General features: G+C 58.3%; 16 protein-coding genes and 1 pseudogene. 8 read left to right on the top strand and 9 right to left on the bottom strand.

The features are described 5' to 3' along the window. Positions 1 to 221: 221 nt before the first annotated feature. The 3 genes from SOP95_RS29225 to SOP95_RS29215 all read right to left on the bottom strand — a co-directional run bounded on the left by SOP95_RS29225 (position 222) and on the right by SOP95_RS29215 (position 1,735). Complete coding sequence (locus tag SOP95_RS29225; RefSeq protein WP_323609208.1) at positions 222 to 464, bottom strand: hypothetical protein; 243 nt, start codon at positions 462 to 464, stop codon at positions 222 to 224. Between the two features lie 37 nt (positions 465 to 501). Beyond that, positions 502 to 1,317 (bottom strand): DUF1206 domain-containing protein, encoded by an 816-nt coding sequence (locus SOP95_RS29220; protein ID WP_323609207.1) that lies wholly within the window; start codon positions 1,315 to 1,317, stop codon positions 502 to 504. A gap of 256 nt (positions 1,318 to 1,573) precedes the next feature. Then, positions 1,574 to 1,735 (bottom strand): hypothetical protein, encoded by a 162-nt coding sequence (locus SOP95_RS29215; RefSeq protein WP_323609206.1) that lies wholly within the window; start codon positions 1,733 to 1,735, stop codon positions 1,574 to 1,576. Positions 1,736 to 1,897: 162 nt separating this feature from the next. On the opposite strand from SOP95_RS29215, the gene SOP95_RS29210 reads away from it, so the two are divergent. The 3 genes from SOP95_RS29210 to SOP95_RS29200 are packed head-to-tail and all read left to right on the top strand — an operon-like array spanning position 1,898 to position 4,085. After that, a complete protein-coding gene (locus tag SOP95_RS29210; RefSeq protein ID WP_274075233.1) occupies positions 1,898 to 3,013 on the top strand; it encodes a CaiB/BaiF CoA transferase family protein in 1,116 nt (371 codons plus the stop codon). Between the two features lie 42 nt (positions 3,014 to 3,055). Further along, positions 3,056 to 3,367 (top strand): hypothetical protein, encoded by a 312-nt coding sequence (locus SOP95_RS29205; protein ID WP_323609205.1) that lies wholly within the window; start codon positions 3,056 to 3,058, stop codon positions 3,365 to 3,367. Between the two features lie 43 nt (positions 3,368 to 3,410). After that, on the top strand, positions 3,411 to 4,085 hold the full coding sequence (locus tag SOP95_RS29200) for a dTMP kinase (protein ID WP_323609204.1): 675 nt from the start codon (positions 3,411 to 3,413) through the stop codon (positions 4,083 to 4,085). On the opposite strand, the gene SOP95_RS29195 is transcribed toward SOP95_RS29200, so the two are convergent. From SOP95_RS29195 to SOP95_RS29185, 3 genes are all read right to left on the bottom strand, one after another. Continuing rightward, positions 4,075 to 5,373 (bottom strand): carbohydrate porin, encoded by a 1,299-nt coding sequence (locus SOP95_RS29195; RefSeq protein WP_323609203.1) that lies wholly within the window; start codon positions 5,371 to 5,373, stop codon positions 4,075 to 4,077. The genes SOP95_RS29200 and SOP95_RS29195 overlap by 11 nt on opposite strands. A gap of 103 nt (positions 5,374 to 5,476) precedes the next feature. After that, complete coding sequence (locus SOP95_RS29190; RefSeq protein WP_323609202.1) at positions 5,477 to 7,882, bottom strand: glucose/quinate/shikimate family membrane-bound PQQ-dependent dehydrogenase; 2,406 nt, start codon at positions 7,880 to 7,882, stop codon at positions 5,477 to 5,479. Between the two features lie 124 nt (positions 7,883 to 8,006). Then, the gene (locus tag SOP95_RS29185; RefSeq protein WP_323609201.1) at positions 8,007 to 9,359 is read right to left on the bottom strand and encodes an SDR family oxidoreductase; all 1,353 of its coding nucleotides are present in this window, start codon (positions 9,357 to 9,359) and stop codon (positions 8,007 to 8,009) included. Positions 9,360 to 9,544: 185 nt separating this feature from the next. On the opposite strand from SOP95_RS29185, the gene SOP95_RS29180 reads away from it, so the two are divergent. Together SOP95_RS29180 and SOP95_RS29175 are read left to right on the top strand one after the other, a co-directional pair. Next, the gene (locus SOP95_RS29180) at positions 9,545 to 9,784 is read left to right on the top strand and encodes a hypothetical protein (RefSeq protein WP_323609200.1); all 240 of its coding nucleotides are present in this window, start codon (positions 9,545 to 9,547) and stop codon (positions 9,782 to 9,784) included. A gap of 104 nt (positions 9,785 to 9,888) precedes the next feature. Beyond that, positions 9,889 to 10,818, top strand: a complete 930-nt coding sequence (locus tag SOP95_RS29175; RefSeq protein ID WP_323609199.1) for a ZIP family metal transporter — start codon at positions 9,889 to 9,891, stop codon at positions 10,816 to 10,818. A 92-nt stretch (positions 10,819 to 10,910) separates the two neighbouring features. On the opposite strand, the gene proP is transcribed toward SOP95_RS29175, so the two are convergent. Continuing rightward, positions 10,911 to 12,413, bottom strand: a complete 1,503-nt coding sequence (gene proP / locus SOP95_RS29170) for a glycine betaine/L-proline transporter ProP (RefSeq protein ID WP_274075354.1) — start codon at positions 12,411 to 12,413, stop codon at positions 10,911 to 10,913. A 366-nt stretch (positions 12,414 to 12,779) separates the two neighbouring features. Between proP and SOP95_RS29165 the strand changes: the two genes are divergently transcribed. Continuing rightward, a complete protein-coding gene (locus SOP95_RS29165; protein WP_323609198.1) occupies positions 12,780 to 13,703 on the top strand; it encodes a LysR family transcriptional regulator in 924 nt (307 codons plus the stop codon). A 76-nt stretch (positions 13,704 to 13,779) separates the two neighbouring features. Here SOP95_RS29165 and SOP95_RS29160 read toward each other — a convergent pair whose 3' ends face one another. Next, positions 13,780 to 14,271: a (R)-mandelonitrile lyase gene (locus tag SOP95_RS29160; protein WP_323609197.1), complete on the bottom strand. Its 492-nt coding sequence runs from the start codon at positions 14,269 to 14,271 to the stop codon at positions 13,780 to 13,782. Positions 14,272 to 14,744: 473 nt separating this feature from the next. Between SOP95_RS29160 and SOP95_RS29155 the strand changes: the two genes are divergently transcribed. Together SOP95_RS29155 and SOP95_RS29150 are read left to right on the top strand one after the other, a co-directional pair. Further along, complete coding sequence (locus tag SOP95_RS29155) at positions 14,745 to 15,131, top strand: putative quinol monooxygenase (protein WP_274075213.1); 387 nt, start codon at positions 14,745 to 14,747, stop codon at positions 15,129 to 15,131. Positions 15,132 to 15,191: 60 nt separating this feature from the next. Continuing rightward, the gene (locus SOP95_RS29150; RefSeq protein ID WP_323609196.1) at positions 15,192 to 15,587 is read left to right on the top strand and encodes a DUF1330 domain-containing protein; all 396 of its coding nucleotides are present in this window, start codon (positions 15,192 to 15,194) and stop codon (positions 15,585 to 15,587) included. Positions 15,588 to 15,712: 125 nt separating this feature from the next. Here SOP95_RS29150 and SOP95_RS29145 read toward each other — a convergent pair. Then, positions 15,713 to 15,829: pseudogene (locus tag SOP95_RS29145) on the bottom strand (hydrolase); the annotation flags it as partial.

Here is a 15,829-nt window from a genome sequence, read left to right as displayed (position 1 = left end):
GCGATGATTGTGACAGTGATCTCGGCCTGGTTCATTGGTTCGCAACGACCACGTCGGCGGATGATCGCCTTTTGGGGCTTCATCGTGAGCAATGTTTTGTGGGTTGTTTGGGGGCTACACTCCAACGCTCAGGCGTTGATCGTCCTTGAGTGTGTACTCCTGGGCATGAATGCCCGAGGGTTCAGAAAGAATCTTTACGGCTCCCGAACGTCCCGGGAACACTAGTTATACTGGCCTTTATAGTTCTTTTTAAACCCGCGAAGGTTCATGAGGAAGAGGCAAATCTGCAGGACGATCAGCGCGTAGGCGTGTGCATACAGGCCCCAAATCACCCACAACACATTGCTTAAGCTGAAACAAACGAACCCGATCATTCGCCTTTTTGGCTGCTGAGATCCGATCAGCCATGCGGCCAGCACAGTGACAACCATCGCCGGCCATTGAACCCAATCAAGATAGGCCAAACGCCTTACCTCCTTCTGAATTGCCATCCCGTAGCGATTAGGATCCCGATACTCCCGGCACATCCATGTTTATCTTGCGCCAGGCAGCCTCGGAAAAGCTGTAAGCCGAAAAGGCAATCAAACCAAATGCCATCACCATCAGGATCAAAACCCCGGCTGGCAGGTTCTGGAGCGCATCAAGGGCCTCCTTCATGCCTGGAGGATCAGCGGTTTTATAACGGGAGCCGCTGATTGCCAGCAGCAGAGCTATCTCGATAAACACCACGCCTCGGGCTATGAGTCCGAAACGAGCCACCGGTCGTACGTAGCGCATCACGTCCTCATCAGCCTCAAAATACTTCTCGAACGAGGCCTTCCATCCCTTGATGATGTGAGCAATGCCTACGCCGAGTGGGACCAGCGCCACGAGGTAGACCAGCACGCTTGAGTGATCCCAGGACAAAAGATGGGCCAGTAGATCCGATGTCTCGCCACCTGCGGAATTGCCTGAGCTTCTGACGCCGCTGATGAGCAGGCCCAATGCAAAAAACGCAAGAGCGCCGTTGATCAAACCTCCCGCCAACAATCCTGCACGAATCACCAACCCCTTGAGCTTCGTACCGTGATGATCGACGTCGCGAATGGCTTGCAATATTCGCCACCCGGCGAAGGCGATCAGGCCCGCCACAACCAGTCCTACCAGGACATAACCGAAAGGCTGGCTTAACAGTGCCTCAAGGCTTTTGTGACTGTCCTTGGGTTTTGTCGAGTCTTGAGCCGCCAGCAGAGCGAAGATACCTATGATCAGATACAGGACGCCCCGAGCGGCATATCCGCCCCGAGCGAGTACGACAAGGGTGTGTTGAGCGGACATTGGATTATTCCGAGGAGGTATACAGGATCAGACCTGTCGCTTCGGGAGGGGTTCGATAAACCTCGTTTCGACGATGTTGACCCGACGCCTCGCCAGCAGGCTGGCTCCCACAGTGTGATCTTCAGCGTACGCAAGTCCTGCAGCCACTACAGATCCCTGTGGGAGCTAGCTTGCTGGGGATGAGGGCATCAGCTTTAACATCCAGGTTGACTGACCCGACGCGATCGCCAGCAGGCTGGCTCCCACAGTGTGATCTTCAGCCACCGCCACCGACTGTTCCGATTGCACGGTAGGCACGTTCGGGCCCACGTCGACGACACGCTGGTCGGCCACCCGCGGCGACGTCCTGGGCCAGGGCCAGCGTCGGAACCGTCAGCAGTCCCGCCAGCAGTGTCCAATGGGAACGTAGAGCAAACATGTGTTCTTCCTTTCTATTGTTGTTATGGCTTGAGGATTAAGTCTTAGAGTAACCAACCCGGGGTTCCGTCCCGAGCCCCCCGTAGCGGGGGGCCATGCTTCGTGGCGGGCTTTGCTAGCGTGTCCTCCATACAAGGCGCAGTCGCAGTCCGGAGGGAAAGAAATGCTTTCAGGTATCAAGATTGTAGAAATTTGCGGGATCGGCCCAGGGCCGTTTTGTGCCATGCACCTGGCGGACCTGGGCGCGGATGTGATCGCGGTCGAACGCGAAAATGCGCTGCCGCTCGGCATGACGGGCAAGCCACCGGCCAACCCGATTCACCGCGGCAAGCGTTCGGTGGTCGCTGACCTGAAAAGCCCGGAAGGCCGCGATCTGGTCCTGAAACTGATCGAAAGCGCCGACGTCCTGATCGAAGGCATGCGCCCGGGCGTCATGGAGCGCCTGGGTCTCGGTCCGCAGGACTGCCAGGCGCGAAATCCGCGCCTGGTCTACGGGCGCATGACCGGTTGGGGCCAGGACGGTCCGATGGCCCATGTCGCAGGTCATGACAACAATTACATTGCCCTGTCGGGTGCGCTCTATCACAGCGGCACCGCCAACGAAGCGCCGTCGTCTCCCATCACCCTGATCGGTGATATCGGCGGTGGTGCGCTGTACCTGACGATCGGCATCCTGGCCGGTGTGCTCAATGCGCGGCAGACCGGCAAGGGCACGGTGGTCGACGCGGCCATCGTCGACGGCTCGGCGCACATGATGCAGTTGATGCTGTCGCTGCAGGGCCGCGGGTTGCTCAAGGAACAGCGCGGCAAGAGCGTGCATGACGGCTCGCATTTCTATGCCACCTATCGCTGCGCGGACGACAAGTACGTGGCCTTGGGCTCGATGGAGTCGCAATTCCATGCACTGCTGCTGAACAAGCTGGGCCTGGAGGATGACCCGCGTTTCGCCAAGCAGTGGGACATGAGCCGCTGGGAGGAACTGCGCGGGTTGCTGGCCGAAGTGTTTGCCAGCCAGCCGCAGGAACACTGGTGCGACCTGCTCGAAGGCACCGACGTGTGTTTCGCCCCGGTCCTGAGCCCCCGCGAGGCCTCGCAGCACCCCCATATGGTGGAGCGGGGCGTGTACTTCGAACGCGACGGCTTGTTGCAAACCAGTCCCGCGCCACGGTTCGATGGTCGGGTCCAGGTGCCAGGTTCGATCCCGGCCCGTGGCGAGCACACGGCAGGGATCATGAGCGCACTCGACGTCGGCGATCTTGCGGCCGTCTGGAAGCCGTAACCTCTGGACGTCGCCATCACCCTGCGGGCGGCCTCGCGCCTGATGGCCCTCGGGCGGTTCGACGAGGCAAGGTGCAGGCTGTCCCTGGCGATCGGGCAGGGTGTGGATGACCTGGCCTGCGCGGCGACGGCGCTGGAAAGCCTCATCGACCTGAGCCAGGGATGCCTGGCGACGGCGCGCCTGCGCCTGGAGTGTTTTGCCCCGGCTGGCACGCAAGCCGATAGTGTGCGTGCCCTGGTGCTCTATGAGAGTGGCGCGCTCGCGCAAGCGCAACGCGTGCTCACGCAAAACCGGTCAGGCAGGCCTGACGAATCGCCAGCGGATGCGTGGATCCTCAGCCATAGTTTGATCTAATCAGGTTAGAGTGTTCATCAATCTTTCAATCGTTAAGTGATGAATGAATCGTCCGCTGTTTGTTTCTCTGGATGGGCCCAAGGGAACCGGTAAAACCACACTGTTGGAAGCCGTTACGAAAGCACTGAGGGCAGACAACAGAAAGGTGATCCGGCTTTGCGAGAAAAAAAGCGATCCCTACAGGGGTGAAACAATGGCCCTCGTCAACAAGCTCGTCAGAAATCCCGCCCGGGAGCTGGAGTTGAGGGTTTGTGAGCGCCTGGCTGATAGCCGTAGCTGGATTTCCCGGCACGTGCTGGCTAAACAGCCACCTGACAGCATCATCCTGATCGATCGCTGGTACCCGTCTGATGCCGCGTTTCGCCGGATAGTCCCGTTTGCAGAGATTCTGCAGTTGAACATTGATCGAAACGTGCAAGTGCCAGACCTGCATGTCGGCGTTGTCACCGACCCTGATATTTCATGGGCAAGGGCAGCGGCACGAGGGCGTGGGCTGAGCAGTACGGTGATCCATAAGCTGGAAGAACAGGTCGCTTGTACCCAGTCGTTCGAGCGGGCGATTGCAGATCACGGCTGGGTTTTATGCCGAAATGAAGGAACGATCGAAGACGCCACGATGCAGGTGGTTTCCGAGATTTATAAAGTCCTTGGCGGTCGGGACTTCACCGCCAATGGTGTGACCACCACTGGCGATGGAAATCGACCGTTCAGAGCGTAGCTTTCACCTGCAAACCGAGCACCAGTGCATTGTCGATGTCCTGCCCGGAAAATGCGCCCGGTTCGATGATGTATTGCATATTCGGGCGCAGCGTCAGCCAGGGAGTGGCCTGGTAGCCGTAGCCTAGTTCGACCAATTGTTCGGCACTGTCCAGGTTCGGCAACGTTGTGCCGTTGGCCAGCGCGGCGTCCTCCTGCGCATCGCGGCTGCGCGGGTTGGGTACAGCCCGGCCATAACCCAGGGCGACGGTGTCACGCGGGCGACCTTCGAACGGTTTGTACAGGACCACGCCGGTGCCGTACCACTTGCTGAACGGTGAAGCCGCTTCGCTGGCCGCCGAGTATTGGCCGAAGGCGTGCAGGCTGCGACCCTCGGACGTTTGCGAACGCCACACGGCCTGATCGATCAGCAGGTAATGACCGCTGCGGCTGGACACTTCCTTATCGCTGCCGATGCGTTGCACATCGGAACTGTCGTAGTAGTAGCCAACCTTGTACTCGCCGGGCAACTCGCCCGCGTGCTTGTACACCAGTTCGATCGGCACCACGGTCCCGGTGGTATGTTTCGGGCCCAGGTGCCAGGCACGGCTGGAATTGCCGTTGCTCTCGGGATCGACATTGAAGGCCGCCACGCGCAGCTGCCAGGACGACGACAGGTCGTACTTCACGCGCACGCCCAGGTGGGCGTTGGGGTAGTTGGTCCAGCCACTGCCGCCGGACATGTTAAGCGAATGGCCGCAGAAACCGGCGTTCATGAAGTTGCAGAGAATGCCGCTGTCCAGGCCACCGAGGTCGTTGCCCATGGCCATATAGCCCAGCTTCACGTTGAGCGACGGAGTAAACAGGCTGCGCTCGTAACTCAGTTCAGTCAGGCGAGTGTAGAGACCGCCGTAGTTTTCCTGGATGGGCAGACGGTTGCCGACCAGATCCTCGGAGGCGCTATTGCCGCGTCGGTCGTTGATGGTCAGCTGGATCTTGCCGGCGTTATCCGCGCCATACAGTTTGCTCAGGTCGAACTGCGCGCCGAGCTTGATGTTCTGCGAGTAACGGGCCGAACGGTGCAGGCCGCCATCGGCGTTGTAGGCGGTTTCGCCGCTGTAATCGCCGGTGAATTTGATGCCGTCCTGATCCATCTGGTGGCGCAGACCACCCCAATCACCGGTCAGGGTATTGCGGGTCAAGAGGTTCGAATCGGTATCGGCGAAGGCGGGCAGGGTGGCGCTGCAGGTCAGGCCCAACAGCAAGCCGTTGAGCCAGCCTGCATGAGAAAAGCGAACAGCCAAGAACATGTGAGTCTTCCAGGTGGAATCTTGAATGATTGCGCAAAGCGGCGCGGCACCCGCAGGTGCCGCGCACAGAGAGAGTGCCCGCCAGTGAGGCGGGCACGGGGGCTTACGGCAAGGCGTAAGCCATCACGTAGTCGCCGCGATCGGTCGACTGGCGCGCACCACCGGCGGTGATGACGATGTACTGCTTGCCGGACTTCGGTGAGACGTAGGTCATCGGGCCGCCTTGGCTGCCGACTGGCAGGCGGGCTTTCCACACCTCTTCACCGTTGCCGCTGTTAAACGCGCGCAGGTAGAAATCCTGGGTGCCGGCGATGAAGATCAAGCCACCTTGCGTCGACAGGGTGCCGCCGAGGGTCGGCAGACCAACCTTGATCGGCAGGTGCATGCGGATACCCAGGGGACCGGTGTCTTCAACGGTGCCGACCGGAACCTGCCAGGCGACTTTCTGCGTCTTCATGTCGATGGCGGTCAGCGTGCCGAACGGCGGTGCCTGACAAGGAATACCGGCCACCGACAGGAAGCGGTTCTTGTTCACCGCATATGGCGTGCCCTTGAGCGGCACAGCGCCCATGCCGGTGTTCAACGCTTCGCCACCGGAAGTGGCCTGGCCTTTGTTCTGCGACGGGATCATCTGAATCCACAGACCCAGGCGCATGTCGTTGACGAAGATGAAACCGTGCACCGGGTCAGTGGAGATACTGCCCCAGTTCATGCCGCCCAGCGAGCCTGGGAAACTCAGCGATTTGTCGGTACCGGGCGCGGTGTACAGGCCGTCATAACGCATCGATTTGAAATCGATACGGCACAACAGCTGGTCGTACGGGGTCGCGCCCCACATGTCGGATTCGGTCAGGTGCTGGGCACCGATCTGCGGCATGCCCACCGATTTCGGCTGGGTTGGCGAGTACGGTTCGTTGGGGATGTTGGCCGCCTTGACCGGCACTTCTTCAACGTCGGTCAGCGGTTTGCCGGTGGCACGATCGAGCACATAGATCTGCCCGGCCTTGGTGCCGATGACCAGCGCCGGTACGGTTTTGCCGTCCTTGGTGAAGTCGATCAGGCTCGGCTGCATCGGCAAGTCGAAGTCCCAGAGGTCGTTGTGAACGGTCTGGAAGACCCAGCGTTCTTCACCGCTGGTGGCATCCAGCGCCAGGATCGAGGCGCCGTAGGTGTGATCGAGCTTGCTGCGTTCGACACCATAGATGTCGGTGGAAGAACTGCCCATCGGCAGGAACACCGTGTTGGTCGCCGGGTCGTAGGACATCGGCGCCCAGCTGTTCGGCGTGCTGCGTACATAAGTGCTGCCTTCTGCCGGCGCATTGCGATCCTGCGGATTGCCCGGGTCGAACGCCCAACGCATGGCGCCGGTGATGACGTCAAAACCACGGATCACGCCACCCGGCATGTCGGTTTGCACGTTGTCAGCCACGCGACCACCCACCACGACAGTCGTGCCGGCCATCAATGGAGCGGAGGACAGCTGATAGTAACTGTCCGGGACATTACCCAGTCCAGCCTTCAGATCCACCTGACCGTTGTTGCCGAACCCCTGGCAGAACTCGCCGGTGTCAGCATCGACCGCGATCAGGCGGGCATCGATGGTGTTGGTCAGCAGACGACGCTGGCAATTGGCAGCCGGCGCGGGCTTGGCTTCGATGATCGTCGAATTGCTCGGCTGAGCGATGACGGTGGAGGCGTCGAAGTACGCCATGCTACGGCAACGCTGCCATACTTTCGACTGCGCGTTGATCGAGTTTTTCCACAGTTCCTTGCCGCTGTCGGCATCCAGTGCGATCAGGTTGTTGTGCGGGGTGCAGATGAACACCTTGTTGCCGACCTGCAGCGGGGTGAGCTGGTCTTCGGCGCCATTGCCATCGCTCTCGGCGACGTCACCGGTGTGGTACGTCCACGCGACCTTCAACTTGTCGACGTTGTCGCGGTTGATCTGATCCAGCGCAGCAAAGCGGCTACCGCCCTCGGTATTACCGTAGTGCGCCCAGTCCTTTTGCGCGTTGGCAGGCTCGACGGGCGTCAGGCCCGGGCCAGTGCCCGTGGCGGCGACAGTCGGGTGCGCAACGAACATGTTGCCAGCGGCCACCGCCAGCGCAATCGCCAACACCGCAGCGATGCCATAGGCACCGCGACCTGGCACGCCACCATTGGCACGCTTGAGCAGCGGGTAGACCAGCGTGACCGCCAGGCCAACGGCGCTGAACATGAACAGGCGCGAGAAGACCGGCCAGAACTCCAGCCCGGCATCACTCACCGCCCAGATCGCCGTGCCCAGCAGAAACGCGGCGAACAACCAGGCACCGGCCAGTTTGAAGCGAGCGATCAGCAGACCGGAAACGGCCATCACCAGCCCACCCACCAGGAAGTACCAGGAGCCTCCCAGGCTGACCAACTTCACGCCGCCCGCAGCCAGCGCCAGGCCGAGGAGGGTGATGATCACGCCCAGCCCGACCAGAATGAATTTTGATACGCCCGAGAGGCGTTGACTCTGCTTCACGTTGTATGTCCCGTTGAAATGAGGGGGGCATTATATAGTTAGGTAACTATCTAGTTAAACCATAAATTCTGAATGAAGCGTAGTTCGTTGCTCAATGGCGCGCCTGAACGACGGCCTGCGCGCCTCAGCTGACTTTGCGACCTTTACCTCGCGGCCGATCTGACTGCCGACCATGGCGCTTCAAAGCGAACATCAAGCCACCCAGCAAAAGCGTCGCGCCCACTACGACAGCGAGCGAGGGCCGTTGCGTCGTTACTCGCCATCCACCTTCAACCTGGCGTTGAGCATTCGATGGGTTAAACAGATTGCCCGACGTGGCCTGAGTCTGCGGCCTGTGTTGCAAGCCTAAGCGAGTCAACCAGCCCGACAGATACGCAAAGCCCGGCAGCAAAAAATGCGCTATCCGTGCCATCGTTGCAGCTGCGCCGACGGTAGTACTCGGCCTCGGACGTAATGCGCAAGCCACCATGGCTTCGGCGACGAGATGTGGGTCATAAACGGGCGGCGGGGGTTTCAGCGCATGGCCAGTGAAATTGCCACCGTCACGAAATCCTGGGGTGTCCATGACAGCCGGATAAATGTCACAGACATGAATATCTGGATAGTCATACAGTTCACCGCGCAACGCTTCGCTCAGACCACGCAAGCCATACTTGCTGGCGGAATAGGCAGCGGCATATGGCTGTGCAACCCAACTGCCCAGTGACAACGTATTGATCAGGATTCCACGTTTCTGCTCTTTGAAAAACGGCCATGCCACATAGGCGCCGCGCAGGTAACCCAACAGGTCCGTCTGCAGTACTTGCTCATGCGCTTCCAGCGGCGTTTCCTCAAAACTGCCTACCGCCCCGACACCGGCATTGTTGATCCAGATGTCGATGCGTCCGTTGCCGAAGGCAGCGGCCTGGTCTGCCAAAGCGCGCATCTGCTCACTGTTCGTGACATCGGTGCGCACGGCCAGGGCTGAAGCGCCACGTGCTGTGCATTCTTCGACAACGTCATCAAGTGCGGCCTCGTCACGCGCACTCAACACCAAGCGTGCGCCCTTGTCAGCAAATGCATGGGCTGCTACACGACCTATCCCACTTGAAGCTCCGGTGATCACCACCAGTTTTTCATTGAGCGCCGAGGACACAGGGTGAACGAGCACATCGGGACTTTTATCGACTTCGGGTGGGGTGGGTTCTTCTCGAGCATTGTACCTCACCTCGTTCAGGTTCAGACGTGCACCATCTGCCAGGATGAGCGTCAGATTTTCAATAGTGCCAGCGACCCGATTCGCAAACACCGGTTCTCCGGTAGGGTCGAGTTGATCGTAAAAAAACGTCTGTCCTTCCAGCCATCCGACCGTCGTCATCAACTCGGGCCCCAGGTAATACTTTCCGTCGAGGAAGAATCCTGGAAAGTGTTGCGTACGCTCCAGGCTTTCGACGACATACCGCTCGCCTGGCTTCATACCGGTTTTTGGATCGATCATGGCGGCGTCCTCAGAGTGTCTTGGTGTTGCGATAGAGGACGACGCTTCGCGCAATGTTCCATCGAGATGACTCAATGGCTGCCCCGGAGGACGTCGACGATCGGTACGCGGATAAATCGAACGCTCGAAATTCGAAGCATCTCCAAGCTATACATCCTCAATGGTGAGGGTGCTGAGAGGTGCGTATGAATATTGATCCAAAGTTGCAGGGCGGTGCGGGACAAGACGACCCGATGCCAACTTCACCCGATCCACTGAGTCCTGGTCGCACTGAAGTCGACCCGATGAAGGAGGAGGGCATGGACGAGTTACCTGATAACGAAGGTGAGCGTCCGCTTGATGATGACAGCACCGGAATGGATCCCGACCGGGTGCGTGAAGAAACGGACAATGCGGTAATGGACAGACAGCAAGATCCCCGGTAAAAAACGTGATCCAGCCCTGTATCCAGCGGGGCTTGTCACCGCTCATAAAATTCGAACCTTCGGATGCGCCCTTGAACGCGCAACACGAAAGTAAGGGGCCCTGCATGTCGGAACCGCCTTCTTCATTTGTAGCCCCCTTACGCGCCTTGTTTGTACAGGTGACCCGTTCGGGATGGGGCGGCATGGTGTTTTGGCTGGCTCTACTGTCCGTGATGATAGTGCTGATGGTCAGCGGTTACGGAGCTTTCGCCGGGGCCAACAAGGACAATCTGCGTTTCGCTTTTCTTGGTGGGCTGTCGGGCTTTGCTGCGACAGCCGTGGGGGCTGTCGTGGCGCTTGCACTGCGCGATATTGCGGCGCGCACTCAGGACATCATGCTTGGCTTCGCTGCAGGGATGATGCTGGCTGCCAGTTCTTTCTCGCTCATCTTGCCGGGCATCGAAGCGGCCAAGGAACTCACCGGTAACGGTTTGCTGGCGGCCAGTATCGTGGTGCTGGGATTGGCGCTCGGTGTTGCATTGATGATCGGCCTTGATCGATTTGTTCCTCACGAACATGAGAAAACCGGCCGGCGCGGGCCTGAAGCCAAGCGTATCGATCGAGTCTGGCTTTTCGTCCTGGCGATCACCCTGCATAACCTGCCGGAAGGCATGGCGATTGGTGTCAGCTTTGCCACCGGCGACATGCAGGTCGGTATACCGCTGACGACCGCGATCGCCATCCAGGACATACCCGAGGGTTTGGCCGTCGCCATGGCTTTACGGGTGACCGGCATCTCGGCGCTGCGCGCGGCACTGATTGCAGTGGGGTCTGGCTTGATGGAGCCCTTTGGCGCCCTCGTAGGCCTTGGCATTTCCAGTGGCTTTGCCCTGGGCTACCCCATCGCACTTGGCCTTGCTGCGGGGGCAATGATCTTCGTGGTCTCCCATGAAGTCATACCAGAGACGCATCGCAACGGTCATGAAACGCCCGCCACTTTGGGACTGATGTTGGGTTTTGGCGTGATGATGTTTCTCGATACCGCGTTAGGCTAGGGCACGCTCCGTTTCGTCGGGACAGGTTCATAATTTTGGAACACCGACACCCCCCGGGGTGCCGGCAGTGGATCTCACGTCCAGTCGCCGCGCTATTCGATTCGCGGATGCTGCTGCACGAGATGCTCGCGTTTAGCTTCCAGCTCGGCAATTTCTTTGTCGATGTCCTCGATCTTCTGCTCGATGTTGTCGTGATGTTCCTGAAGCAGTTCATGCGCTTCCTCAATGTCGGAAGCCGCCGGAGCTGCACCACGCAATGGTTTGTTGGCTGTTTCTTTCATCGTTACGCCGGTTATCAGCCCCACCACGGCAATCACCATCAGGTAGTAGGCCGGCATATACAGATTTTCCGTGCTTTCCACCAGCCAGGCTACGGCGGCAGGGGTAAGACCCGCGATCAACACCGAGACGTTGAAGGCACTGGCCAAGGCGCTGTAGCGGATGTGAGTGGGAAACATCGCCGGAAGGGTGGAAGCCATTACGCCGATGAAAAAGTTGAGCAGCACAGCCAGCACCAGCAAACCGGAAAAGATCAGGCCGATCTTGCCGCTGTTGATGAGCATGAAGGCCGGGATGGCGAGGAAGAACAGGCCGACGCTACCGAAGATAATGAAGGGGCGGCGGCCAATCTTGTCGCTGATGAGCCCAATTACCGGCTGGACGAATAACATGCCGACCATGATCGCGATGATGATCAACACGCCGTGATTTTCGCTGTAGTGCAAGTTGTGTGTCAGGTAGCTCGGCATGTAGGTGAGCAGCATGTAGTAGGTGACGTTAGTGGCCACCACTACGCCAATGCAGGTCATCAGGCTGCGCCAGTGCTGGGTGGCCACCTCCTTGAAAGACACTTTCGGGCCAGTGGCAAGGCCCTCGCGATCACCCTGTTCCAGTTGCTCGACATGCTGCTGGAACGCCGGTGTCTCCTCCAGCGCGTGACGCAGGTAGAGTCCGATCATGCCCAGGGGCAGGGCGAGGAAGAAGGGCAGGCGCCAACCCCATGCCTCAAACTGCTCTTCACCGAGAATGGTGGAAATCAGCACGACCAGACCTGCGCCGAAGACGAAGCCGGCGATAGAGCCGAAATCCAGCCAGCTGCCTAGGAAACCGCGCTTGCGATCCGGAGCATATTCGGCGACGAAGATCGAGGCACCCGTGTATTCACCTCCCACTGAAAAACCTTGGGCCATTTTAGCGAGCAACAGGAGGATCGGCGCCCAGATGCCAATCGAGGCATACGACGGAATCAGCCCGATGGCGAACGTGCTGAGCGACATGATCACGATAGTGGCCGCCAGGACTTTCTGGCGACCGTACTTGTCGCCCAACGTACCGAAAAACAAACCGCCCAGAGGCCTGATCAGGAACGGAACCGAGAAGGTGGCCAACGCGGCAATCATCTGCACACCGGGATCAGCACCGGGGAAAAATACCTTGCCGAGAACATAGGCAACAAAACCATAGACGCCGAAATCGAACCACTCCATCGCGTTGCCGAGTGCAGCGGCAGTGATCGCCTTGCGCATTTTCGCGTCGTCGACAATGGTGATGTCTTCCAATCCGATCGGATTAACGGCTTTCTCAGGTGATTTCATGCGAGCCACCCTGTATCTGATTTGACCTGATGCATACCACTGAGCTGCGGTGTGGCGCAGGCCAGACGAGCTTGCCTTTACCGATGCCATCTTTTTGATAGCACTGCTTCTTTCTGATCAGATACAGGAAGGCACGAAAAAATTCACATCTTGCCGTTATTTTTGCTGGCAGCCATGGCTGTCAATGCGGTGGCCTTGATCAGAGTCTTCGTTGTCCCATGCATTGACCAGCGATCGCCCAACTGATGAGTAAAGTGAGACTATTTGATGAGAAACACTCATCAAATATACATCTATGTGGACGGTAGAATCCTCTGACGTGGTCGCTGGTCTGGCTTCCATCCCAAATCCAAGTTGTGAGGCCTCATGAATATAAGCCGCGCCAACCTCGCAGACTTTGTCTACTTTCTCGCAATTGCTCGCCATCAGAGCTTTAATCGAGCTGGCATAGAGGTTGGGATCAGTGCCTCCGCCTTGAGCCATGCTATCAAGGGTCTGGAAACCAGAATCGGCGTTCGTCTACTCAATCGCACCACTCGCAGCGTCACCCTCACTGCGGCGGGCGAAGAGCTGCACAACCTGATAAGCGAGCCCATGCTTGAGATGGGGCAGGCCATGGAGGTTCTAAATCGTTTCCGAGATGAGCCAACTGGTCGTATTCGCTTGAACTTGCTCAGCGATGCCGCAGATCTGTTGCTCGGCCCCGTATTGCCCGTCTTCAACGACCGCTACCCGGAAATCCAGATTGACCTGACTGTTACCAACCTGATCGTCGATGTTATCGGCGGAGGCCATGACGCAGGTATACGCTACGGCGGCACTGTTCCGGAGGACATGATCGCTCAACGTTTGTCTCCGGATATTCGCTGGGTCGTGGCTGGCGCTGCGCAATACCTGAAGCGCTTTGGTGTTCCAGAGCATCCGCAGGATTTGCTCAAGCACCGCTGTTTGCGCATTCGCTTGGGCAACGGCTGTATGTACGACTGGGAGTTCGAGAAGGGCGAGGAAGCAGTTTCGATTGCGGTTCCTGGGTTGATTACAATTGACGAAACCCGTGTCGGCCTGTCTTTAGCCCGTCAGGGGGCCGGATTGATGTATGCGCCAGAGCCGGCCATGGCGCCTCTTATCGCGAGCGGGTACGTCACAACTGTTCTTGATGATTGGGCCAGCATCGCACCTGGTTTTCACATGTACTACTCCAGTCACCGGCAGTTACCGATGGGGCTGCGTCTGCTTATCGACCTGATCCGCGAGCTGCAGCCCCTTGATGAGCCAGCGATCATCAGCTAGCGGTGGCCGGCGCGATCCGTTGAGTCACAATCGGCCAGGAGCAGGCCAAGGCAGGCGACGCCTGCTTGAAAAGGCCTCATCGCGATGCCTCGTATTGCGCTTCGCTGACTGGCTCCATCCATACGACATTCTTTCCATCCACAGCCTCTTGAATCGCGATATGGGTCATTCCCGTGGTCGCGGTCGCCCCGTGCCAGTGTTTAACGTCGGGCGGTGTCCAGATTACATCGCCTGGCTTTATTACAGTTTTCTCACCGCCCACCTGCTGAATCCAGCCAACGCCTGTGGTGACTACCAACGTTTGGCCTTTGGGATGTGTGTGCCAAGCCGATCGAGCCCCCGGCTGGAATGTCACCGCACCCGCAGAAACAGTAGAGGGTTCACGCGCAGCGAAAAGAGGGTCGATCCTTACGTTGCCGACGAAATTGCCTGGAGCCCCCATCAGTGAGGCTTGGTCGCCATTCCTGACAATGCTCATGGCTTGATCCTTCGGAAGATCCGCTGCATGCGCAGATGCGTCGGACAGGATCGCGGCAGTCAGCATCGAGGCGGTGACGAGTGTTCTCATGAGGCAAGCTCCTGCTGGATATGCGATAGAGCTGACAAACTATTGCAAGACCCTCCTGCGGACTACACGGCAAAACCGACATGAAGCAATGAATATCTCTCATTAGTCCGGCTGTGCGCCTGCTTCTACTGACTCGAGCCCTCTAGCGCAGTCGCTACCTGGATTGCTGAGTAACACTCATCAGAACATCCCACATTTGCCCCATATTCATCTTCTTACTCCTTGATTAGCGTGGGTGGCCTCACCAGAGGAGATCGCCAACGCGGTTCTCTGGTTAAGCAGTAGCGCCTCCGGTTATGTCACAGGCCAATCCATCTCGGAATCGCCACCCACCTACCTATGCCAATCGGCATGCCAACTCGCGGTGGGCCAACAATACTTAATCGTCAGCGCTGGCGGTAATTCAGCCACGACGCAGAAGGGTGATTACGTGGTGGCGAATGCGCTGCCGCAGTGAAGGAGGGGGAAACCTGATGGGTAAACGTTTATTAGGAGTGGTCGCATTGGTTGGATTACTTGCGGGACAAGCGCTGGCCGCCGAAGAAAATGGCTTGGTGGTACGCATCGCGCAACTCGAAATCGATCCTGCACAGGTTGCGGCCTATCAAGCCGCAGTCAAAGAGGAGATCTCAGAATCGACTCGAGTAGAGCCGGGCGTCATATCAATCTACGCCGTCGCCGAAGTCGACCGCCCAAATTGGTTCCATTTCTTCGAAATCTACGCCAGCGACTCGGCATACCAAAGCCATATCGAATCGCCGCACTTCAAAAAGTACGCTGCCACAACCAAGTCGATGATTCTGTCGAAGCGCTTGATTGAAACCACGCCAATCGAACTTAGCCCCCGGCCTGGCTCGTAACCGGCTAGTTCGAAAGAGATTTGCGCGCTGGGCAAGCTGGTTTTTCAATGGAGCAAAGCGATGAAAAATTTAAAGGTGATGGCAATTGCAATGGCGGGACTGGCGTGTTTTGCGGCGGGCAGTTGTCGCGTAATGGCATCGGACGACCATGCGGCAGCACCAGCGGCCTACTATGTCGCGGAGTTTGAGGTTACCGATCCCGAGGGGATGAAGCCCTACAGTGCACAGGTTGAATCAACCTTCAAACCCTATGGAGGGCATTTCATCGTGCGTGGTGGGAAGACCATCTCGCTTGAAGGTGAAGCGCCAAAGCGACGCCGTGTTGTCATCGAGTTTGCGAGCGTCGAAAAAGCCCAGGCTTGGTACAACTCTGCGGAGTACACCGAACTGAGGAAAGTCCGCCAGCGTTCAGCCAAGACCGATGTCTACTTGATCGAGGGAGTACCGCCGCAATAGTCACAAATCCAAATCCTCTCAAGCCGTATGGGGGAGGGGAGTTTCATCAAGCGCAATGGGCGAGAGTTCACCATGAAACCTATGCCCAAAGCCCGCAAAAGCGGGCCTTGGGTTGCAAACCAGACTTACGATTGGCGTGCAGTCAACGCCGAGTAGCTGTTCATCAAGTTGCGATAGTTTGGAATGCGCTGGGACAAGAGATTACCCAGGCCTTCGATGTCGTTGCGCCAGTCGCGCTGTAG

The organism is Pseudomonas sp. YuFO8, from assembly GCF_035065025.1.
Classification (GTDB): domain Bacteria; phylum Pseudomonadota; class Gammaproteobacteria; order Pseudomonadales; family Pseudomonadaceae; genus Aquipseudomonas; species Aquipseudomonas putida_AE.
The sequence above is the reverse complement of the archived record's forward strand: the minus strand, read 5'-3'. Positions and strand labels throughout refer to the sequence as shown.